Consider the following 15,836-nt stretch of genomic DNA (forward strand, 5'->3'; position numbering starts at 1 on the left):
TGGAGATGCCTTCTTTTGGTCATACATATATTACTTTTAATGGTTTGTTGTACAAATAATGATATAAAAGAATTAATTGAGTGCCTGTTATTTACTTAACGAAAATTATCAGCAGTCATTTAAAGTAGAGTAGAAAGGGGGGTACCACTATTGAGAGAATTAATCTTTTGGATAATTTATATAATTGGTGGTGCCTTATTTGTTCTTTTTACTATAAAGGCGAATAAGATAGGGAGAGCGAGAGGGAATATATTATCAAGTAAAGGTAATATATTGTATTCGTTACCGCTTGTTTATCGAGGGGAGTTATTTTGGATAATCTGTTGGATAATTGGGCTTGTGATATATCCAAGTATTGTATCTGTCTCTATGGGGGTAGTACCATTGGTAATGCCTTTAATAACCTTTTCTTCGATATTTTTTCTTAAATTCAAAGGGTTTTTAGAAAAAAGGGACAGAGGCGAAAAAAGATATGTTAAGAATCATATAAATGAGTGGACAAAACAGTTACCAGCGGAAGTTAAATTGAAATCAATCAATTATGCTATGAATTCTAATCGAGATATTATAAATGGACGTGTTATTATTTTTCTTTGTAGTAATTCTGATATTCAAGGAGTTAACTGGTCTTACTTGGGAGGATTATTAGAAAAAGAGATAAATCAGCCTTTGATAATACAAATAAAGTTAAATAATAAAAATGTTTATCCACTATTATGAACAGAACTTTTACCTCAGGATTGATATTGATTTCAATCCTTCTGAAATAGTTATTTTATTGTTATTCCTTTATAAAAACAGCTTTTTCAAGCATCAACTTGAGAAGGCTGTTTTTCTTTTTGGAATGATTTGATCTTTTGTGGTTATATATTAGAGAATTTTGGTTTTAAGATAAAGGAAAAAGCACACATAATGGATGCTCTTTCTGATAAGTCAATTTTATTTCGAAGGTTTTTTTCTTGTTTTCATTTTTGAGTATTTTAAATATACCTTTGATGAAAAGTCACATATGTAAAAAGTGTCATCTTCCTCTTTGTATTTTTCATGGAATACACTTCTTTTATCATCGATAATAAAATTGTGTATCAATTGTAACTCTTTTATTTTTTCTTCGCTTAAGCTTTCTACAAGATATTGTGTTTGATGTCTATCTCTCAATTGTTGATTTAAATATTTATAAAAGAAGCTCATAAATAATGGGATAAAGATGGCGATTAATACCAAAGTATTCTTTGAAGTTTGAAAGAGATTAATATCAATTTTGATATTGAAAAGGACCCAATAAATGAACATAAAATTAATCATATTAAGTAGGCCAACATATCTAGTAATTCTACAGAATAGACTATTTCTATTAGTTTTAATGAAGGGAAGGGTGGCTGCTATTATTAAAAGTATTAAAAATATCAAAGAAAATAAGAGCGCACTCGCTTGATATAATTTTTTAAAAATGAAAGAATAGTCAATTGGTACACTAGGTATAAAAAATTTAAAATAAAGTGCAGGAAGAATAAATACACATATTGCAGCAAGGACTATATCTTGCAAAAACGTAAAAATATCCATCTGCTTACGTTTAGTTTTGTCCTTAAATAATTGATCAAATTCATTGGTAGTGGAAGATTCCATGTAAAATGAACCGAATCCTTTTATAATCCCCCACACCCCTACAGCTGCACCTACAATTTTAGCGATATCAGCAATTTCGGTAAATGACATATAACTTATATATCCTCCTTTGAAGATTTAGGTTTAATATTCCAACTGAACCATTATATCACAATTGGATTATGTTATTGATGCTCGCCATACATTCATTCTTTATCGAAATGGAATTTGTCCAATAAGTTATTTGTGTAACTTATTATTTTGTAAAGGTATTAACATACCTCAAAAGCGAACCTATCCATATTCAAAATGAAAAAGAAGAACGTTAATCCTTATAATAAGGCGTTCTTCTTTTATTTTTTATTCCTCGTCTTCTAAATCGCGTAAGCTATTAAGTAATTCGGTAAAAGACGAACAAACAGGATAAATTGCTTTTTCGATATCTTCTTCTTCGTGTTCCCAAAATACAACAGTTGGTGATTCAGGATTGTTTCGATAATCAAAACATAAGTGATTTCCAAATGAATCTTTACCAAAAGGATATGTTTTATTTGCTAATCGATCTTTTATATCTTCATAAACTTGAATAATTGAATTTCTACTTTCTAAATCAAAAGTTAAAAGCTTACTAAATACATTTTCATCCTGTCCAGGCACATCAAATATTTTAGGTCTCGGATAACCTCCATCGTATTTCTTTACACATGCAATGAAATCTTCAGGAAATTTAATACCAAAATATTTTTCTGCTTTTTGGATTTCTTCATCTGTAATTGGTGTTTTACTCATAAAGGACCATGTAATATTCTTCATTTTAATACTCCATATTAAAGGAGGGCTGTTTTCAATGCTTCTTCAAGCATTGTATTGAAATCATTATACGTGTTCATCACTGTTCCAGATGGTTTATCAAGTTCTAAATAAGTACTGTCAGATAAGTTTTTACAAAACCACGCAATATTTGAATCTCCAAAGAAAAGATACTCTTTTTGAAATTCATTTTCATACCAAATCTCATTCGTTTCTATAAAGCCGCAAATTTGTTCATCTTTTTCTGTTTCTAGTAAAGAAGAATCGACTCCATAAAGTACCAGCCCATTAAAATCTAAACCATTTACAGTTTTAAGAAACTCTACGTATTCACGCGGTAAATCAATACTAATTTTCTCTTTTGCATGTTCTCTTAATCTCTGAATTTCAGTATCCGTTGCGGGTGTATTCAATTTATCATTAAAACTTTTCTCTATTTTTTCAATTTCTAAAACTAGATTTTTCCACATACAAAAACCTCCTTCTAAATTTATTTATTCCCCTTTAGGATAGATGTTGTATTTTGGGATAGGCCAGCTTATGTCTACACTATCTCCTGGTTGCAAGCCTTTAGTTAATGTACGTTGTGTATTAGTTATAACTTTATGATATGGATGATTTTGTATTAAAGTTAAATTTTCAAATGTATTTGTTCCTCCATCGTCTAAGGGGAGGTTATGATGTACCTGCCACCCTTTTGGGTTGTTTCCTCTTTTCATCCTTTCTATATCAGCATCTGTTATCCCCGCTTTTTTGAGTTCTTCCAATTTAACAGGGTCATTTACCAATGCATTAAGAAAATCTTTTCTCACACTTCTATCAAATTCCTTCCGAAGTTGTTCAGCTTCTTCTCTAGTTCTCTTAGAATAAGTAATATCTGCAACTTTGACATCATCGAGATGTACATCTTTTCCATATAATTTACCAACAAAAGTGTCTCCATCTGTGTTGCTTTTAGTATATTGATAAGGCGATAGTTTATCCTTAGCTGTTTGATAAGTATCAACAAGGCTAGTTTTTAAAGAATTCCCCCCAACACCAGCATAAGCAAAACGATTTCGGGTGTTCAACTTAAAATTATTTAATGTATACAATGCATCTCTGTATGCAGGGGCAGTAGTTAGAAGCGATTTTCCTTTTGTAAGACTTGTAACAGCTGCTACTTTTCCTACTTGTCCAACTTTATCCAGACCTTTGCTACCAATAAAACCTGTGAGTAGCGAGGTGACCGCATAAGCTGCATAATGTTCTCTACTTTTCATATCCCCATTCCATAATTCATTCATGAACGAATCGGATAGGGCATTCCATGCCACAGGTAGGGTTTCTTTATAATTTACGATTGCATCTTTCATGTTTAACCAGGTCTCTTTATCTCCTAAAGCGACAAATCCGTCCCATGCGTCTACAACCCCATCTACAACCCCAGTAGAAATCCCAGTCCACGCATCATTCAAGTCCTTTTTATTTCTATCCCAAAAGGTCTCTTCTGATTTTGGCGGAATTTTGCCACACATTGCACCTTCTTCTAGTGTAACATCTTGATTATCCGCATTGCGGAATTTTTCAGCAATCCTTTTCAATTCTTCTTCCACATTTGTGATTGCATTGATAGAGGTAAATGCTTTTGGTCTTGCATTATTGAACATTTGGACGAAATTTTGACTAGAAGCGCCGGCCCACTGATAGCACAGGTAGTCAATTTGATTACATAAATTGTTATGTATTGATTCTAGTGCATGCTTTGTGTTAGATGCCCGTTTTGCGACTTCTTCTAGCATTTCAGGTGTAACCTTGATTTGAACCATATAGCCCCTCCTGTCCCCAATATTTACCAATAAAATTATACCATATAGGCATTTTTCTGTTACAGGGATTTTGGTTAAAATCTAGTATGGCTCTTTATTATGTATTGGATGTAGAAGGAGCCGGCGATATTAGATAATTCACCAAATAAAAAAGTGAACGATTATGAAAAATATTCGTTCACTTTTATTTTACTCTTTATAAATGTAGTTCATAATCTCCTTCAATACGGTTTGGTTTTCCAAACATTTCTTCGTATAGACTAACATGTTTTGAAAATCCATTTTTTAATGCAAAGTGGTAGCCTTCTTTAGTTACGACTTGCTGTAATACTATAATCGTTCGAAGCCTTTTTCTTTAGCGAATGTCTTAAACCATTCAATAACAATACTCCCCTTACCTTGATTACTTGGGGTAATACTTATAGCGGTGATCGCCAAGTATGAATTGGTGGAAAATTCACTTCTAAGGTTAATGGTGACCTTATGTTCTTTAGAAGAAATATTTAAGGCATATTTAGAAAGACCTTTAATCAAGACTATTTTGTCTTGTACTAATTCTTCTAGTAACATTTTTAATTTTTGAAAGTCTTGTACATGAAGAGGGATCTCGGTGAATTTTTCTTTCAAAACAAGTAACTCCTTTTATCATCTGTTTTTTTGCACTTATCCATTTCTATACACACGCCAGCCATTATATTTTTAAGCCCCAAACTAGCCCCACTTAGCCCCAGTAGTATTCTCAGTTATGCCCTATCTTGCAGTATAAATGAGAAATAAAAAAAGCCCAGGCCCCTTGATAAACAAGGTTCCTAAGGCTTTTAATACTACTCTTTGCAGAGTACCGAGATTAACGAGAGTAGTACTCTACGATTAATGCTTCGTTGATTTCAGCTGCTAACTCAGAACGCTCAGCGTGACGAGTGTAAGTAGCTTCTAACTTATCAGCATCGAAAGTTAAGTATTCTGGTACGAAGTTGTTAACTTCGATCGCTTCTTTAACAACAACAAGGCTGTTAGATTTTTCGCGAACGCTGATAGTTTGGTTAGGTTTAACGCGGTAAGATGGGATATCTACGCGAGCGCCATCAACCGTGATGTGACCGTGGTTTACTAATTGGCGAGCTGCACGACGAGTGCGAGCTAAGCCCATGCGGTAAACTAGGTTGTCAAGACGAGCTTCAAGAAGGATCATGAAGTTTTCGCCGTGCTTACCAGGCATTTTACCTGCTTGGTCAAATGTGCGACGGAATTGACGCTCAGTCATGCCGTACATGTGACGAAGTTTTTGTTTCTCTTGTAATTGTAAACCGTATTCTGAAAGTTTCTTACGTTGGTTAGGACCGTGAGGACCTGGTGCGTAAGGGCGTTTTTCTAATTCTTTTCCTGTGCCGCTTAGAGAGATTCCAAGACGACGAGACAGTTTCCATGCTGGACCTGTATAACGAGCCATAGTTGACTCCTCCTTTAAAAATGTTTTTATTTTCGTAAAATAAAAACAGACGTAATCGATATTTACGGGTATTTTGTTTTCATGTACCTTCGCTCCAGCAGCAGGGAGTTACGAGATACACCTCCGCAGAGGAACAAAATACAAACGATAAACTCACATTACAAGGCTGCCTTTTTATTTTACACAAACGCTATTATATCTTTTACTTACAGTTTCGTCAAGAGACTCCCTTTTTGTTTTATGCAGATAAATTTTGGGAATTAACAAGAAGGAATTTAAAACAATATAAAAGAAAAGATAGAAACACAAATAAAACGCTTACATAAAATGTAGTAAAGACGTTCATCAGATTTTTCCTGGTGGATATGTGGAAATAAAGACATAAGGGGGATGTTTTTATGAAAAAGAAGCATATGGAGACAGCGTTAATTCATCACGGTTATACATCAGAGGAACATAAAGGAAGTTTAACACCACCTTTATTTCAAACGTCTACATTTACGTTTGAGACAGCACAGCAAGGAGAAGCGAGTTTTGCGGGAGAAGATCCATCTTATATTTATTCAAGGCTTGGGAATCCAACTGTGAAATTATTTGAAGAACGTATGGCTGTTTTAGAAGGTGGAGAGGAAGCGCTGGCGTTCGGTTCAGGTATGGCAGCCATTTCAGCAACGTTAATCGGTTTTCTAAAGGCTGGAGATCATATTATTTGTTCAAATGGATTATATGGATGTACGTACGGTTTTTTAGAAGTATTAGAAGAGAAATTTATGATTACTCATTCGTTTTGTGATATGGAGACAGAGACTGATATTGAAAATAAAATTCGTCCAAATACAAAGCTTATTTTCGTTGAAACACCGATAAATCCAACGATGAAATTAATTGATTTAGAAAAGGTGATCGGGGTAGCGAAGCGCAATGATTTGCTTGTTATTGTTGATAATACGTTTTGTTCACCTTATTTACAAAGACCTCTTGAACTTGGTTGTGACGCCGTCGTTCACAGTGCGACAAAGTATATTGGTGGTCACGGGGATGTTGTAGCGGGTGTAACAATTTGTAGAACGAAAACGTTAGCTGACAAAATCCGTCCGATGCGAAAAGATATCGGAGGTATTATGGCGCCGTTTGACGCGTGGTTATTGTTACGTGGATTAAAAACATTAGCAGTAAGAATGGATCGTCATTGTGATAATGCGGAAAAAATTGTATCGTTTTTGAAAAATCATGAAGCAGTAGAAGGTGTTTGGTATCCCGAGGGAGAATTAGCATCCCGCCAAATGAAACGAGGCGGGGGCGTTATTTCTTTTTCAATTAAAGGCGGGAAAGAGGAAACACAGTCGTTTATCAATGACCTCCATTTTATTACAATTGCCGTAAGTTTAGGTGATACAGAAACGTTAATTCAGCATCCAGCGACGATGACGCATGCAGCTATTCCGGCTGAACTAAGAAAAGAAATGGGTATTTTTGATAATTTAATACGCCTATCTGTCGGCTTAGAATCATGGGAAGATATCGTTTCTGATTTAGAACAGGCACTAAAGAAGATATCTACTGTTAGTAATCAATAAAGTGAAACTTTAATCAGTGGGGGGTTTGTCCATCACCCGCTGATTATTTGCCCTCACCAATCGGGCTTTTACGGGAAGTTATCTCCCACTTAACTTCCTTGTATTCGCCGAATTTACTGCCCGTTAATGCGGGATAAAAAAGAGTGAGCTATCGGTTTCGTACGTAATCGATAGCTCACTCTTTTCTTTATTAAATATGCTTTAGGAGTGTTTCCACAAACTTTTCTAAATAGTGCTGATCTACTTCATCGAAACGATTTTTTTCAGGACTATCAATATCAAGCACACCAATGATATTTCCTTCTTTCATAATCGGTACAACGATTTCAGAATTAGAGGCACTATCGCAAGCGATATGTCCTGGGAATTGGTGAACATCTGCTACAAGTTGCGTTGTTTTTGTTTCAGCTGCAACGCCGCAAACACCACGTCCGAACGGAATACGCACGCAAGCTGGCATCCCTTGGAATGGTCCAAGAACAAGCTGATTTCCTTCTGTTACATAAAAGCCAACCCAATTAACGCGATCTAAAAATTGATTTAATAGTGCGGACGCATTTGATAAGTTTGCGACTACGTTCGGTTCGCCAGTTAATAATGCATCCAGTTGTTTAATTACTGTCTTATATTGCTCTTCACGAGATCCTGCATAACTTTCTTTTGTAAACATGGAAACAACTCCCTTTTTAGCGAGATATGTAAAACGATAGCAAAATACGATGTATTTCACATGACTTTGTCGATAGAAAATTAAAGGAATTTGTCTTAAAAGTCAAGAAATTTAAACTATAGCTGTTCAGTGAGAGGAAGTGAGCGCATGAAACAGACGAAACAAAAAGTAATTGATGCGGCAATAGCGTTGTTTAACACGAAAGGTTATGATGGAACGTCGGTGCGAGAAATTGCAAAGCGAGCGGATGTGAATGTAGCGAATATTTCATATTATTTTGCTGGAAAGCAAGGGTTATTAGAACAGCTTATTACTGATTTTTTAGAAGGATATATTCACGTAATTGAAACGTCATTTGAACAGAGAGAATATTTATCGGCTAAAGATGTGATGGTGCAAATGGTGCGCGGGATTTTACGATATCAATTTGATAATAGAGAACTAACACGTTTTTTTTATAGAGAGCTTTCGCTTGATACGACATTAATTCGTGAAGTGATGACCGTTTATTTTTCTAGAGAAAGATATTATATAGAGCAAATCATTAAACAAGGACAAATGAATCAAGAATTTAAAAAGGTATCTTTTACAATGTTTATGACACAATTAAAAGGCATGATGAATATGCCGTTTTTATATCCACAATATATATCAGAGGTGCTACACTCATTTCCGTCTGAGACGTTTTTCTTAGAAATGTATACGAAGGAAATTGAGCAATGGATGGAACGAACATTATATAAAGCGAGTATGTATTATGAACTACCAAGAGCTGTTCATATGTGAAAAATCCCCACCTAACGAACTGAGGTGGGGATTTTTATATGTTGTTTTCTTTGCCATAAATTGTTGCATACTAGCGCAATAATTGTTAATGAACAGCTAATTGTATACCTAGAAATATGTGATGTAAGGAAAATGATTATGAATGTGTTTCAATGTATGGGCGCGAAACCAATAATTGCGGTTGAAACATCTTATGCAGAACCGATGATTGCGATGGTAGGAGCTGGACTTGGTATAACATTGCTTCCGGAAACCGCTTTACAGTAACCCGTAATGCAAGGTAACGTACGTGCGATTTCTGTAGAACCACCACTAATGCGAAAGATTTATTTCGTCTCTCATATGAAAGAGAGCTCGTTATCCTGCATTAACTGCCCGTAAAAGCTTTACCTTTATTGCATTCATTTGAGGACGGATAATGGAAAAAGTGGAATATTAAGAAATATTACAATCACATGTAAAGAAACATGAAATTTTAAAAAAAACTAGGTCAAAAACACGTCATTACATGGTATGATTAGAACATTGTTAGTTGTTAAATATAGGGGAATTCCCTTTTTATACATAATGCCTTCCATTTCATAAACGGAACGGACAAAAAAAGAGATATAACTAGGAGGCTTTTTTGCATGGATTCTATCCTGACGATCGTTATCATTGTAGTAAGCTCTATTCTAGTGCTGCTCATGATAGAGCTTGTGATAAGAAATCGTTCATATAAAGATATTGAAGCACTGGAGCAGTGGAAACAAGAGATAAAAGATAAACCTGTGGCAGATGAACTAAAGCGGGTAAAAGATTTAAATATGACAGGTCAAACAGAAGAGCTGTTTGGTAAATGGCGTGAAGAGTGGGATGAAATTGTATCAACATCTCTTCCGAAAGCTGAAAAAGATTTAGGGCAAGCGCGAAAATTCGCCTCGCAATTCTCCTTCCGCAAAGCAAAGCATGCGATGAAAGAATCCATAAGTGGTTTAGATGACGCTGATAATCGTATTACAGACATTTTAAATGAATTACAGCAACTGTTAGAAAGCCATGAGAAAAATAGCGCGGAAATTGAAGGGTTACGTGATACATATCGTAGTATGAAAAAGAGCGTTCTTGCTCATCGACACATGTATGGAGCAGCTGAGCAAAAAATTGAAGAGATGTTAGATGTTGAATCCGAGAAGTTCAAAACTTTTGAAGAGGCAACAGATAATGGTGATTATTTAAAAGCGAGAGAAATTGTTATTAGTTTAGAAGAAGGTTTAGCAAGTTTAGAAATCGTTATTCATCAAATTCCGGATTTATTGGTAGAGTGTCAAGCGACATTACCAGTTCAGCTGGAAGATTTATTACAAGGTCATGATGATATGATAAGACAAGGCTATGTATTAGAGTATTTGGAAATCCCTAAAGAAGTCCGCGATATGACGACACAACTACACACATGTTTAATGGATATACAGGAACTTCATATAACAGAAGCAGCAGAAAAAGTAGAGAACTTAAAAACTCGTTTAGACAGTTTTTATGATCAACTTGAACAAGAAGTGCATGCGAAACATTATGTGGAGCAAAAAACACTGTCTGTTTATGAAGATTTAGAAGAAATTCGTACAGAAACAATTGAAACGAAAATAGAAACACAACTTGTGAAACAAAGTTATCAATTACAAGACAAAGATATTGAGTCACAAAAAGTAATTGAAAAGCAAATGCATATTTTAATGAAACGTTTTGAAGTGTTACAAATACGCGTTGCTGAACAAGATATTGCATTCTCTATCATTCGTGAGGAACTAGAAGAGGTTTATGAGCAATGTGAAACTTTAAAAGTACTTCATGCAGAATATAAAGAAATGCTACAAACGATGCGCAAAGAAGAATTTGAAGCACGTGAGAAATTACAAGAAATGCGAAATACAATTTTTGAGACGAAACGTTTTATGCAAAAGTCGAATTTACCAGGTCTTCCAGAGAGTATTATGGAAGATTTACAAAAAGGGCAAATGGCGATGCAAGCTGTATATGAGCAATTAGAAGTAAAGCCGTTAAATATGAATACTGTAAATAGCAGTTTAGAAGAAGCATACACAGTTGTGAATGGTGTATCTGAAATGACAGAAGAATTAATTGGACAAGCTTATTTAGTTGAAAAACTAATTCAATACGGTAACCGATACCGCAGTCATGATGAGAATCTTGCAGAAAGCTTAAATTATGCGGAGAAATTATTCCGTGAATATCAATACGATGCAGCTTTAGAACAAGCGGCTTCTATATTAGAGCAACTTGAACCTGGTGTTGTTCAAAAAATAGCTGAATATGTAGACAATGAGCAAACCCTTTAATAAAGGGTTTGTTTTTTTGTGTAATTTTGAAGTCGATGTTGCTATAATGAATAGCGGAATACAGTAAGGTTGTTCGTTTCAAAATAAAGTGAAACCATAAGTGATGGGGTTTCATCCACCACTGATTATTAATCTTCACCACTCAGTATGCCTGCAAATGGCCGGGGAAAATGTACACTTTTATATAAAAACGGAACCTTTGAGTAGTCTTAGCGTAATTACACGTATTTGTGATATGATTATATGATGTGATAGCGCTGAAAGGGGAAGAACGATGATCTATTTTGATAATAGTGCGACGACGAAGCCATATCCAGAAGCGCTTCAATCGTACGTAACGGTTGCAGGGAAATATTTTGGTAATCCTTCTTCTATTCATTCGCTTGGAGGAGAGGCAGAGCGTCTATTAACACAATCGAGAACGATTGCGGCACAGCTCCTTCACGTTAAACCTGCTGAAATTATTTTCACATCAGGTGGAACGGAAGGGAATAACCTTGCGATTAAAGGGATAGCGATGAGGAATCGTTCGCGCGGCAAACATATCATTACAACAAATATTGAACACGCGTCTGTGTTTGAAGCATATAAACAATTAGAAGATCTCGGTTTTGATGTAACGTATTTACCGGTTAACGAGCACGGTGTTGTATCGGTAGAAGATGTAAAACGAGCACTTCGTGAAGATACGATTCTTGTGTCAATTATTCACGTGAACAACGAGACTGGAGCGATTCAGCCCGTTACTGAAATTGGAACATTATTAACGAACTATCCGAAAATAAGATTCCACGTGGACCATGTACAAGGGATAGGAAAAGTACCACTTGATTTATACGCTTCTCATATTGACCTTTGTTCAATATCTGGACATAAATTTCATAGCGTAAAGGGGACAGGTCTTCTTTACGTACGTGATGGTGTAAGATTAGATCCAATCTTATCAGGTGGTCAACAAGAGCTCAAGTATCGTTCAGGTACAGAAAATTTACCTGGTATTGTAGCGATGGTGAAAGCACTTCGTATGACGATGGAACAAGTGAAAGAAAAGATAGTTCATTTGCAAAATTTACAAACAGAGCTGGTCCGTTTCTTTAAAGAGATGGAAACTGTAACGATTAATACATCACTTGAATATGCGGCACCGCACATTTTAAATGTATCATTTGTCGGTTTAAAACCAGAAGTAGTCGTTCATGCTTTAGAAGAGCATGGTGTATATGTATCGACGAAGTCTGCTTGTTCTTCAAAAGCAAATGAAGTGAGCAGAGTACTAGTGGCAATGGGAGTACCGCACGCCGCAGCTACAAGTGCGATTCGCATTAGTCTAGCACCAGACAACACGATGGAAGAAGTAAAACAATTTGAAGGTATTGTTAAAGAGACGATGCCAAAATTATATGAAGTGATGAGGTAAAGAAATATGATGACATATGAATATATTTTAGTTCGTTATGGAGAAATGACGACAAAAGGAAAGAACCGTTCTAAGTTTGTAAGTACGTTAAAAGATAATGTGAAATTCAAATTAAAAAAATTCCCAAACATTAAAATTGATGCAACACATGATCGTATGTACATTCAGTTAAATGGTGAAGACCATGAAGCAATTTCTGAAAGATTGAAAGATGTATTTGGTATTCATAAGTTTAACTTAGCAATGAAAGTACCATCAGAATTAGAAGATATTAAAAAAGGTGCATTAGCAGCTTTCTTACAAGTAAAAGGTGATGTGAAAACATTTAAAATTACAGTGCACCGCTCTGATAAGCGCTTCCCAATGAAGACGATGGAGTTACTTCCAGAAATCGGTGGGCACATTTTAGAAAATACAGAGGATATCACAGTAGATGTTCATAATCCAGATGTGAATGTACGTATAGAAATTCGCAGTGGTTACAGCTATATTATGTGTGGTGAGCACATGGGAGCTGGCGGTTTACCAGTTGGCGTTGGCGGAAAAGTAATGGTACTTCTTTCTGGTGGTATCGATAGCCCGGTAGCAACGTACTTAACGATGAAACGCGGCGTATCTGTGGAAGCAGTTCACTTCCATAGTCCACCTTTCACAAGCGAGCGCGCGAAACAAAAAGTAATCGATTTAGCACAAGAGTTAACGCAATACTGTAAACGTGTAACACTTCATCTTGTTCCATTTACTGAAGTGCAAAAAACGATTAATAAAGAAATTCCATCTAGCTATTCTATGACAGTTATGCGTCGTATGATGATGCGTATTACAGAGCGTATTGCAGAGGAGCGTAATGCACTTGCAATTACGACTGGTGAAAGTCTTGGACAAGTAGCGAGCCAAACGTTAGATAGTATGCATACGATTAACGAAGTGACAAACTATCCTGTTATTCGTCCGCTTATTACGATGGATAAATTAGAAATTATTAAAATTGCAAAAGAAATTGGAACGTATGATATTTCAATTCGTCCATATGAAGACTGCTGTACAGTGTTTACACCAGCAAGTCCATCGACGAAACCGAAGCGTGAGAAAGCAAATCGTTTTGAAGCGAAGTACGATTTCGCGCCGTTAATTGAAGAGGCTGTAGCGAACAAAGAAACAATGGTATTACAAACAGTAGAAGTAGTGGCTGAAGAAGAAAAATTCGAAGAACTTTTCTAAACCCATAAATTACCACATTCAAATGTGCATGAAGTCATGTTGTTTATCACACTCTATACTCACAAGGAGGTGATACAACATGGCAAGCACAAATAAATTAGCAGTATCTGGTGCTCAAGCAGCATTAGATCAAATGAAATACGAAATCGCTCAAGAGTTTGGTGTTCAACTTGGAGCTGATGCAACATCTCGCGCTAACGGATCTGTTGGTGGCGAAATTACTAAACGTCTAGTTTCACTAGCTGAGCAACAATTAGGCGGTTACCAAAAATAATCCCATATACGATGGCTTAGAAAGAGCGGGTTCTCCCGCTCTTTCTTTTTGTCGTTTTCGTCGTTATTTGCCGATGAATCGTTATGTTAAAAACATCGTCGCTATACATTCATACATCAATTCGACATAAATATAAAAAAATTGTCAAAAGAAGAGGGTTCAAAATTTACTGAAAATTCTTTATTATATAAGGGAGGCATAGAAATAAAGGAGGATGTTATATGAAGAGAGAGGAATTGTTAGCGCCGCCGTCTTATAATTTAGTTTCGGAAATAGAGAAATATACGAGTGATAAAGAGAAGCTTGCTTTAATTTGGCAAGATGATAAAGGGAATAGACGAGAGATTACATATTTTGAATTAATGCAAGGTGCGAATAGAATTGGAAACGCTTTTATAAAAAGTGGCTTACAAAAAGGGGACAAGCTCCTTATTATGATGCCGCGCTTAATTGAAGCTTACATGACGTATATTGCTGCGATTAAAGCAGGATTTGTCGTTATTCCAAGCTCAGAAATGTTGCGTAAAAAAGATATTGAGTACCGTATTGGGCACGGAGAAGTGAAAGCAATTGTAAGTTACGAACCGTATATTGGACAATTCGACGGCGTAGAAGCGGTGGAATCTCTTCAGAAATTCGTTTTGAGCGAGCGTTCAGTAGATGGTTGGAAAAATTTAAAAACAGCATTAGAAACAGAAAGTGACATGTTAGAAATGGCGAAGACAGATAAAGAAGATATGGTCTTTTTATCTTATACGTCAGGGACGACAGGAAATCCAAAAGGAGTTGTTCATACGCATGCATGGGCATACGCTCATTTACGTACAAGCGCTCCGAACTGGCTCGGAATTGAAGGAAATGATGTTGTATGGGCAACGGCTAGTCCAGGTTGGCAAAAGTGGATTTGGAGCCCGTTTGTAGCGACTCTCGGTTCAGGTGCAACAGGATTTGTATACAATGGTAAGTTTGAACCAAAAACGTATTTAAATTTATTAGGCGATAATAAGGTGAATGTGCTTTGTTGTACGCCGACTGAGTATAGATTAATGGCAAAGGTAGAAAATTTAAGTGAGTACAATTTAGAAGCGTTACATAGCGCTGTATCAGCTGGTGAGCCGTTAAACAGGGAAGTTATTGAAACGTTCCAAAGGCATTTTGATATTACGGTAAGAGACGGTTATGGACAAACGGAAAACACATTACTCGTTGGGATAATGAAAGGGATGGACATTAGACCAGGATCAATGGGAAAACCGACGCCGGGAAACCATGTTGATATCGTAAATGAAGAAGGAACTCCTGTACAGGTAGGAGAAGTTGGTGATATCGCAGTTCACATTGAAACACCAGCACTCTTTAAACAATATTATAAAGACGATGAGCGCACAGCGATGCAATTCCGCGGTGATTATTATATTACCGGTGATAAAGCGAAAAAAGATGAAGAAGGCTATTTTTGGTTTGAAGGTCGCGGTGATGATATTATTATTAGCTCTGGTTATACAATCGGACCGTTTGAAGTCGAAGATGCACTTGTAAAACATCCATATGTAAGAGAATGTGCGGTTGTCGCAAGCCCTGATGAAATTCGCGGAAGTGTCGTGAAGGCATTTATCGTATTAAGAGAGAATATAGACAAGAACGAAGAAACATTAATTCCAGTGCTCCAACAACACGTCAAAGAATTGACTGCACCATATAAATACCCTCGCAAAATTGAATTTGTAGATGAACTACCAAAAACGATTTCCGGAAAAATTCGCCGTATTGAACTTAGAAAACAAGAAATGGAGCTTCCTTCAAAATAATTTTGAAAATAGGGAAGTAAATAGTTGAATGAAATGTAAAACGATGATATTATAAAAACGAACACAAG

14 protein-coding genes and 2 pseudogenes are annotated in these 15,836 nt (G+C 35.9%); 9 read left to right on the forward strand and 7 right to left on the reverse strand.

Annotated features, from left to right (window positions below; translation table 11 throughout):
• Positions 1 to 150 precede the first annotated feature (150 nt).
• The gene (locus NSS74_RS01180; RefSeq protein ID WP_340813127.1) at positions 151 to 720 is read left to right on the forward strand and encodes a hypothetical protein; all 570 of its coding nucleotides are present in this window, start codon (positions 151 to 153) and stop codon (positions 718 to 720) included.
• Between the two features lie 219 nt (positions 721 to 939).
• On the opposite strand, the gene NSS74_RS01185 is transcribed toward NSS74_RS01180, so the two are convergent.
• The 6 genes and pseudogenes from NSS74_RS01185 to rpsD form a co-directional block, all read right to left on the reverse strand.
• Positions 940 to 1,719, reverse strand: a complete 780-nt coding sequence (locus NSS74_RS01185) for a hypothetical protein (protein WP_340813129.1) — start codon at positions 1,717 to 1,719, stop codon at positions 940 to 942.
• 249 nt (positions 1,720 to 1,968) lie between these two features.
• A complete protein-coding gene (locus tag NSS74_RS01190; protein ID WP_071718429.1) occupies positions 1,969 to 2,421 on the reverse strand; it encodes an SMI1/KNR4 family protein in 453 nt (150 codons plus the stop codon).
• A 14-nt stretch (positions 2,422 to 2,435) separates the two neighbouring features.
• Positions 2,436 to 2,888, reverse strand: coding sequence for a YrhA family protein (locus NSS74_RS01195; RefSeq protein ID WP_090976898.1), 453 nt, complete (start codon positions 2,886 to 2,888; stop codon positions 2,436 to 2,438).
• 24 nt (positions 2,889 to 2,912) lie between these two features.
• Positions 2,913 to 4,226 carry a WXG100 family type VII secretion target gene (locus tag NSS74_RS01200; protein WP_340813130.1) on the reverse strand — a complete coding sequence of 438 codons (1,314 nt, stop codon included), beginning with the start codon at positions 4,224 to 4,226 and terminating at the stop codon, positions 2,913 to 2,915.
• 196 nt (positions 4,227 to 4,422) lie between these two features.
• Positions 4,423 to 4,853, reverse strand: a pseudogene (locus tag NSS74_RS01205) (N-acetyltransferase).
• Positions 4,854 to 5,073: 220 nt separating this feature from the next.
• Positions 5,074 to 5,676 carry a 30S ribosomal protein S4 gene (gene rpsD, locus NSS74_RS01210; RefSeq protein WP_340813131.1) on the reverse strand — a complete coding sequence of 201 codons (603 nt, stop codon included), beginning with the start codon at positions 5,674 to 5,676 and terminating at the stop codon, positions 5,074 to 5,076.
• Between the two features lie 398 nt (positions 5,677 to 6,074).
• On the opposite strand from rpsD, the gene megL reads away from it, so the two are divergent.
• Positions 6,075 to 7,253: a methionine gamma-lyase gene (gene megL / locus NSS74_RS01215; protein WP_016095997.1), complete on the forward strand. Its 1,179-nt coding sequence runs from the start codon at positions 6,075 to 6,077 to the stop codon at positions 7,251 to 7,253.
• A gap of 190 nt (positions 7,254 to 7,443) precedes the next feature.
• On the opposite strand, the gene NSS74_RS01220 is transcribed toward megL, so the two are convergent.
• A complete protein-coding gene (locus NSS74_RS01220; RefSeq protein WP_012261827.1) occupies positions 7,444 to 7,923 on the reverse strand; it encodes a GAF domain-containing protein in 480 nt (159 codons plus the stop codon).
• 147 nt (positions 7,924 to 8,070) lie between these two features.
• Between NSS74_RS01220 and refZ the strand changes: the two genes are divergently transcribed.
• The 7 genes and pseudogenes from refZ to mbcS all read left to right on the forward strand — a co-directional run bounded on the left by refZ (position 8,071) and on the right by mbcS (position 15,768).
• Positions 8,071 to 8,709, forward strand: a complete 639-nt coding sequence (gene refZ, locus NSS74_RS01225; RefSeq protein ID WP_012261826.1) for a forespore capture DNA-binding protein RefZ — start codon at positions 8,071 to 8,073, stop codon at positions 8,707 to 8,709.
• An 87-nt stretch (positions 8,710 to 8,796) separates the two neighbouring features.
• Positions 8,797 to 9,090: pseudogene (locus tag NSS74_RS01230) on the forward strand (LysR family transcriptional regulator substrate-binding protein); the annotation flags it as partial.
• A 248-nt stretch (positions 9,091 to 9,338) separates the two neighbouring features.
• The gene (gene ezrA, locus NSS74_RS01235; RefSeq protein WP_016102959.1) at positions 9,339 to 11,048 is read left to right on the forward strand and encodes a septation ring formation regulator EzrA; all 1,710 of its coding nucleotides are present in this window, start codon (positions 9,339 to 9,341) and stop codon (positions 11,046 to 11,048) included.
• Between the two features lie 274 nt (positions 11,049 to 11,322).
• On the forward strand, positions 11,323 to 12,465 hold the full coding sequence (locus NSS74_RS01240) for a cysteine desulfurase family protein (protein ID WP_002015559.1): 1,143 nt from the start codon (positions 11,323 to 11,325) through the stop codon (positions 12,463 to 12,465).
• 6 nt (positions 12,466 to 12,471) lie between these two features.
• A complete protein-coding gene (thiI, locus tag NSS74_RS01245) occupies positions 12,472 to 13,686 on the forward strand; it encodes a tRNA uracil 4-sulfurtransferase ThiI (RefSeq protein WP_002034334.1) in 1,215 nt (404 codons plus the stop codon).
• 79 nt (positions 13,687 to 13,765) lie between these two features.
• Complete coding sequence (locus NSS74_RS01250; protein ID WP_000168891.1) at positions 13,766 to 13,960, forward strand: alpha/beta-type small acid-soluble spore protein; 195 nt, start codon at positions 13,766 to 13,768, stop codon at positions 13,958 to 13,960.
• A 221-nt stretch (positions 13,961 to 14,181) separates the two neighbouring features.
• The gene (mbcS, locus tag NSS74_RS01255) at positions 14,182 to 15,768 is read left to right on the forward strand and encodes an acyl-CoA synthetase MbcS (protein WP_002034333.1); all 1,587 of its coding nucleotides are present in this window, start codon (positions 14,182 to 14,184) and stop codon (positions 15,766 to 15,768) included.
• Positions 15,769 to 15,836: the final 68 nt, after the last annotated feature.

Source organism: Bacillus sp. FSL E2-8868 (genome assembly GCF_038005505.1).
Classification (GTDB): domain Bacteria; phylum Bacillota; class Bacilli; order Bacillales; family Bacillaceae_G; genus Bacillus_A; species Bacillus_A mycoides.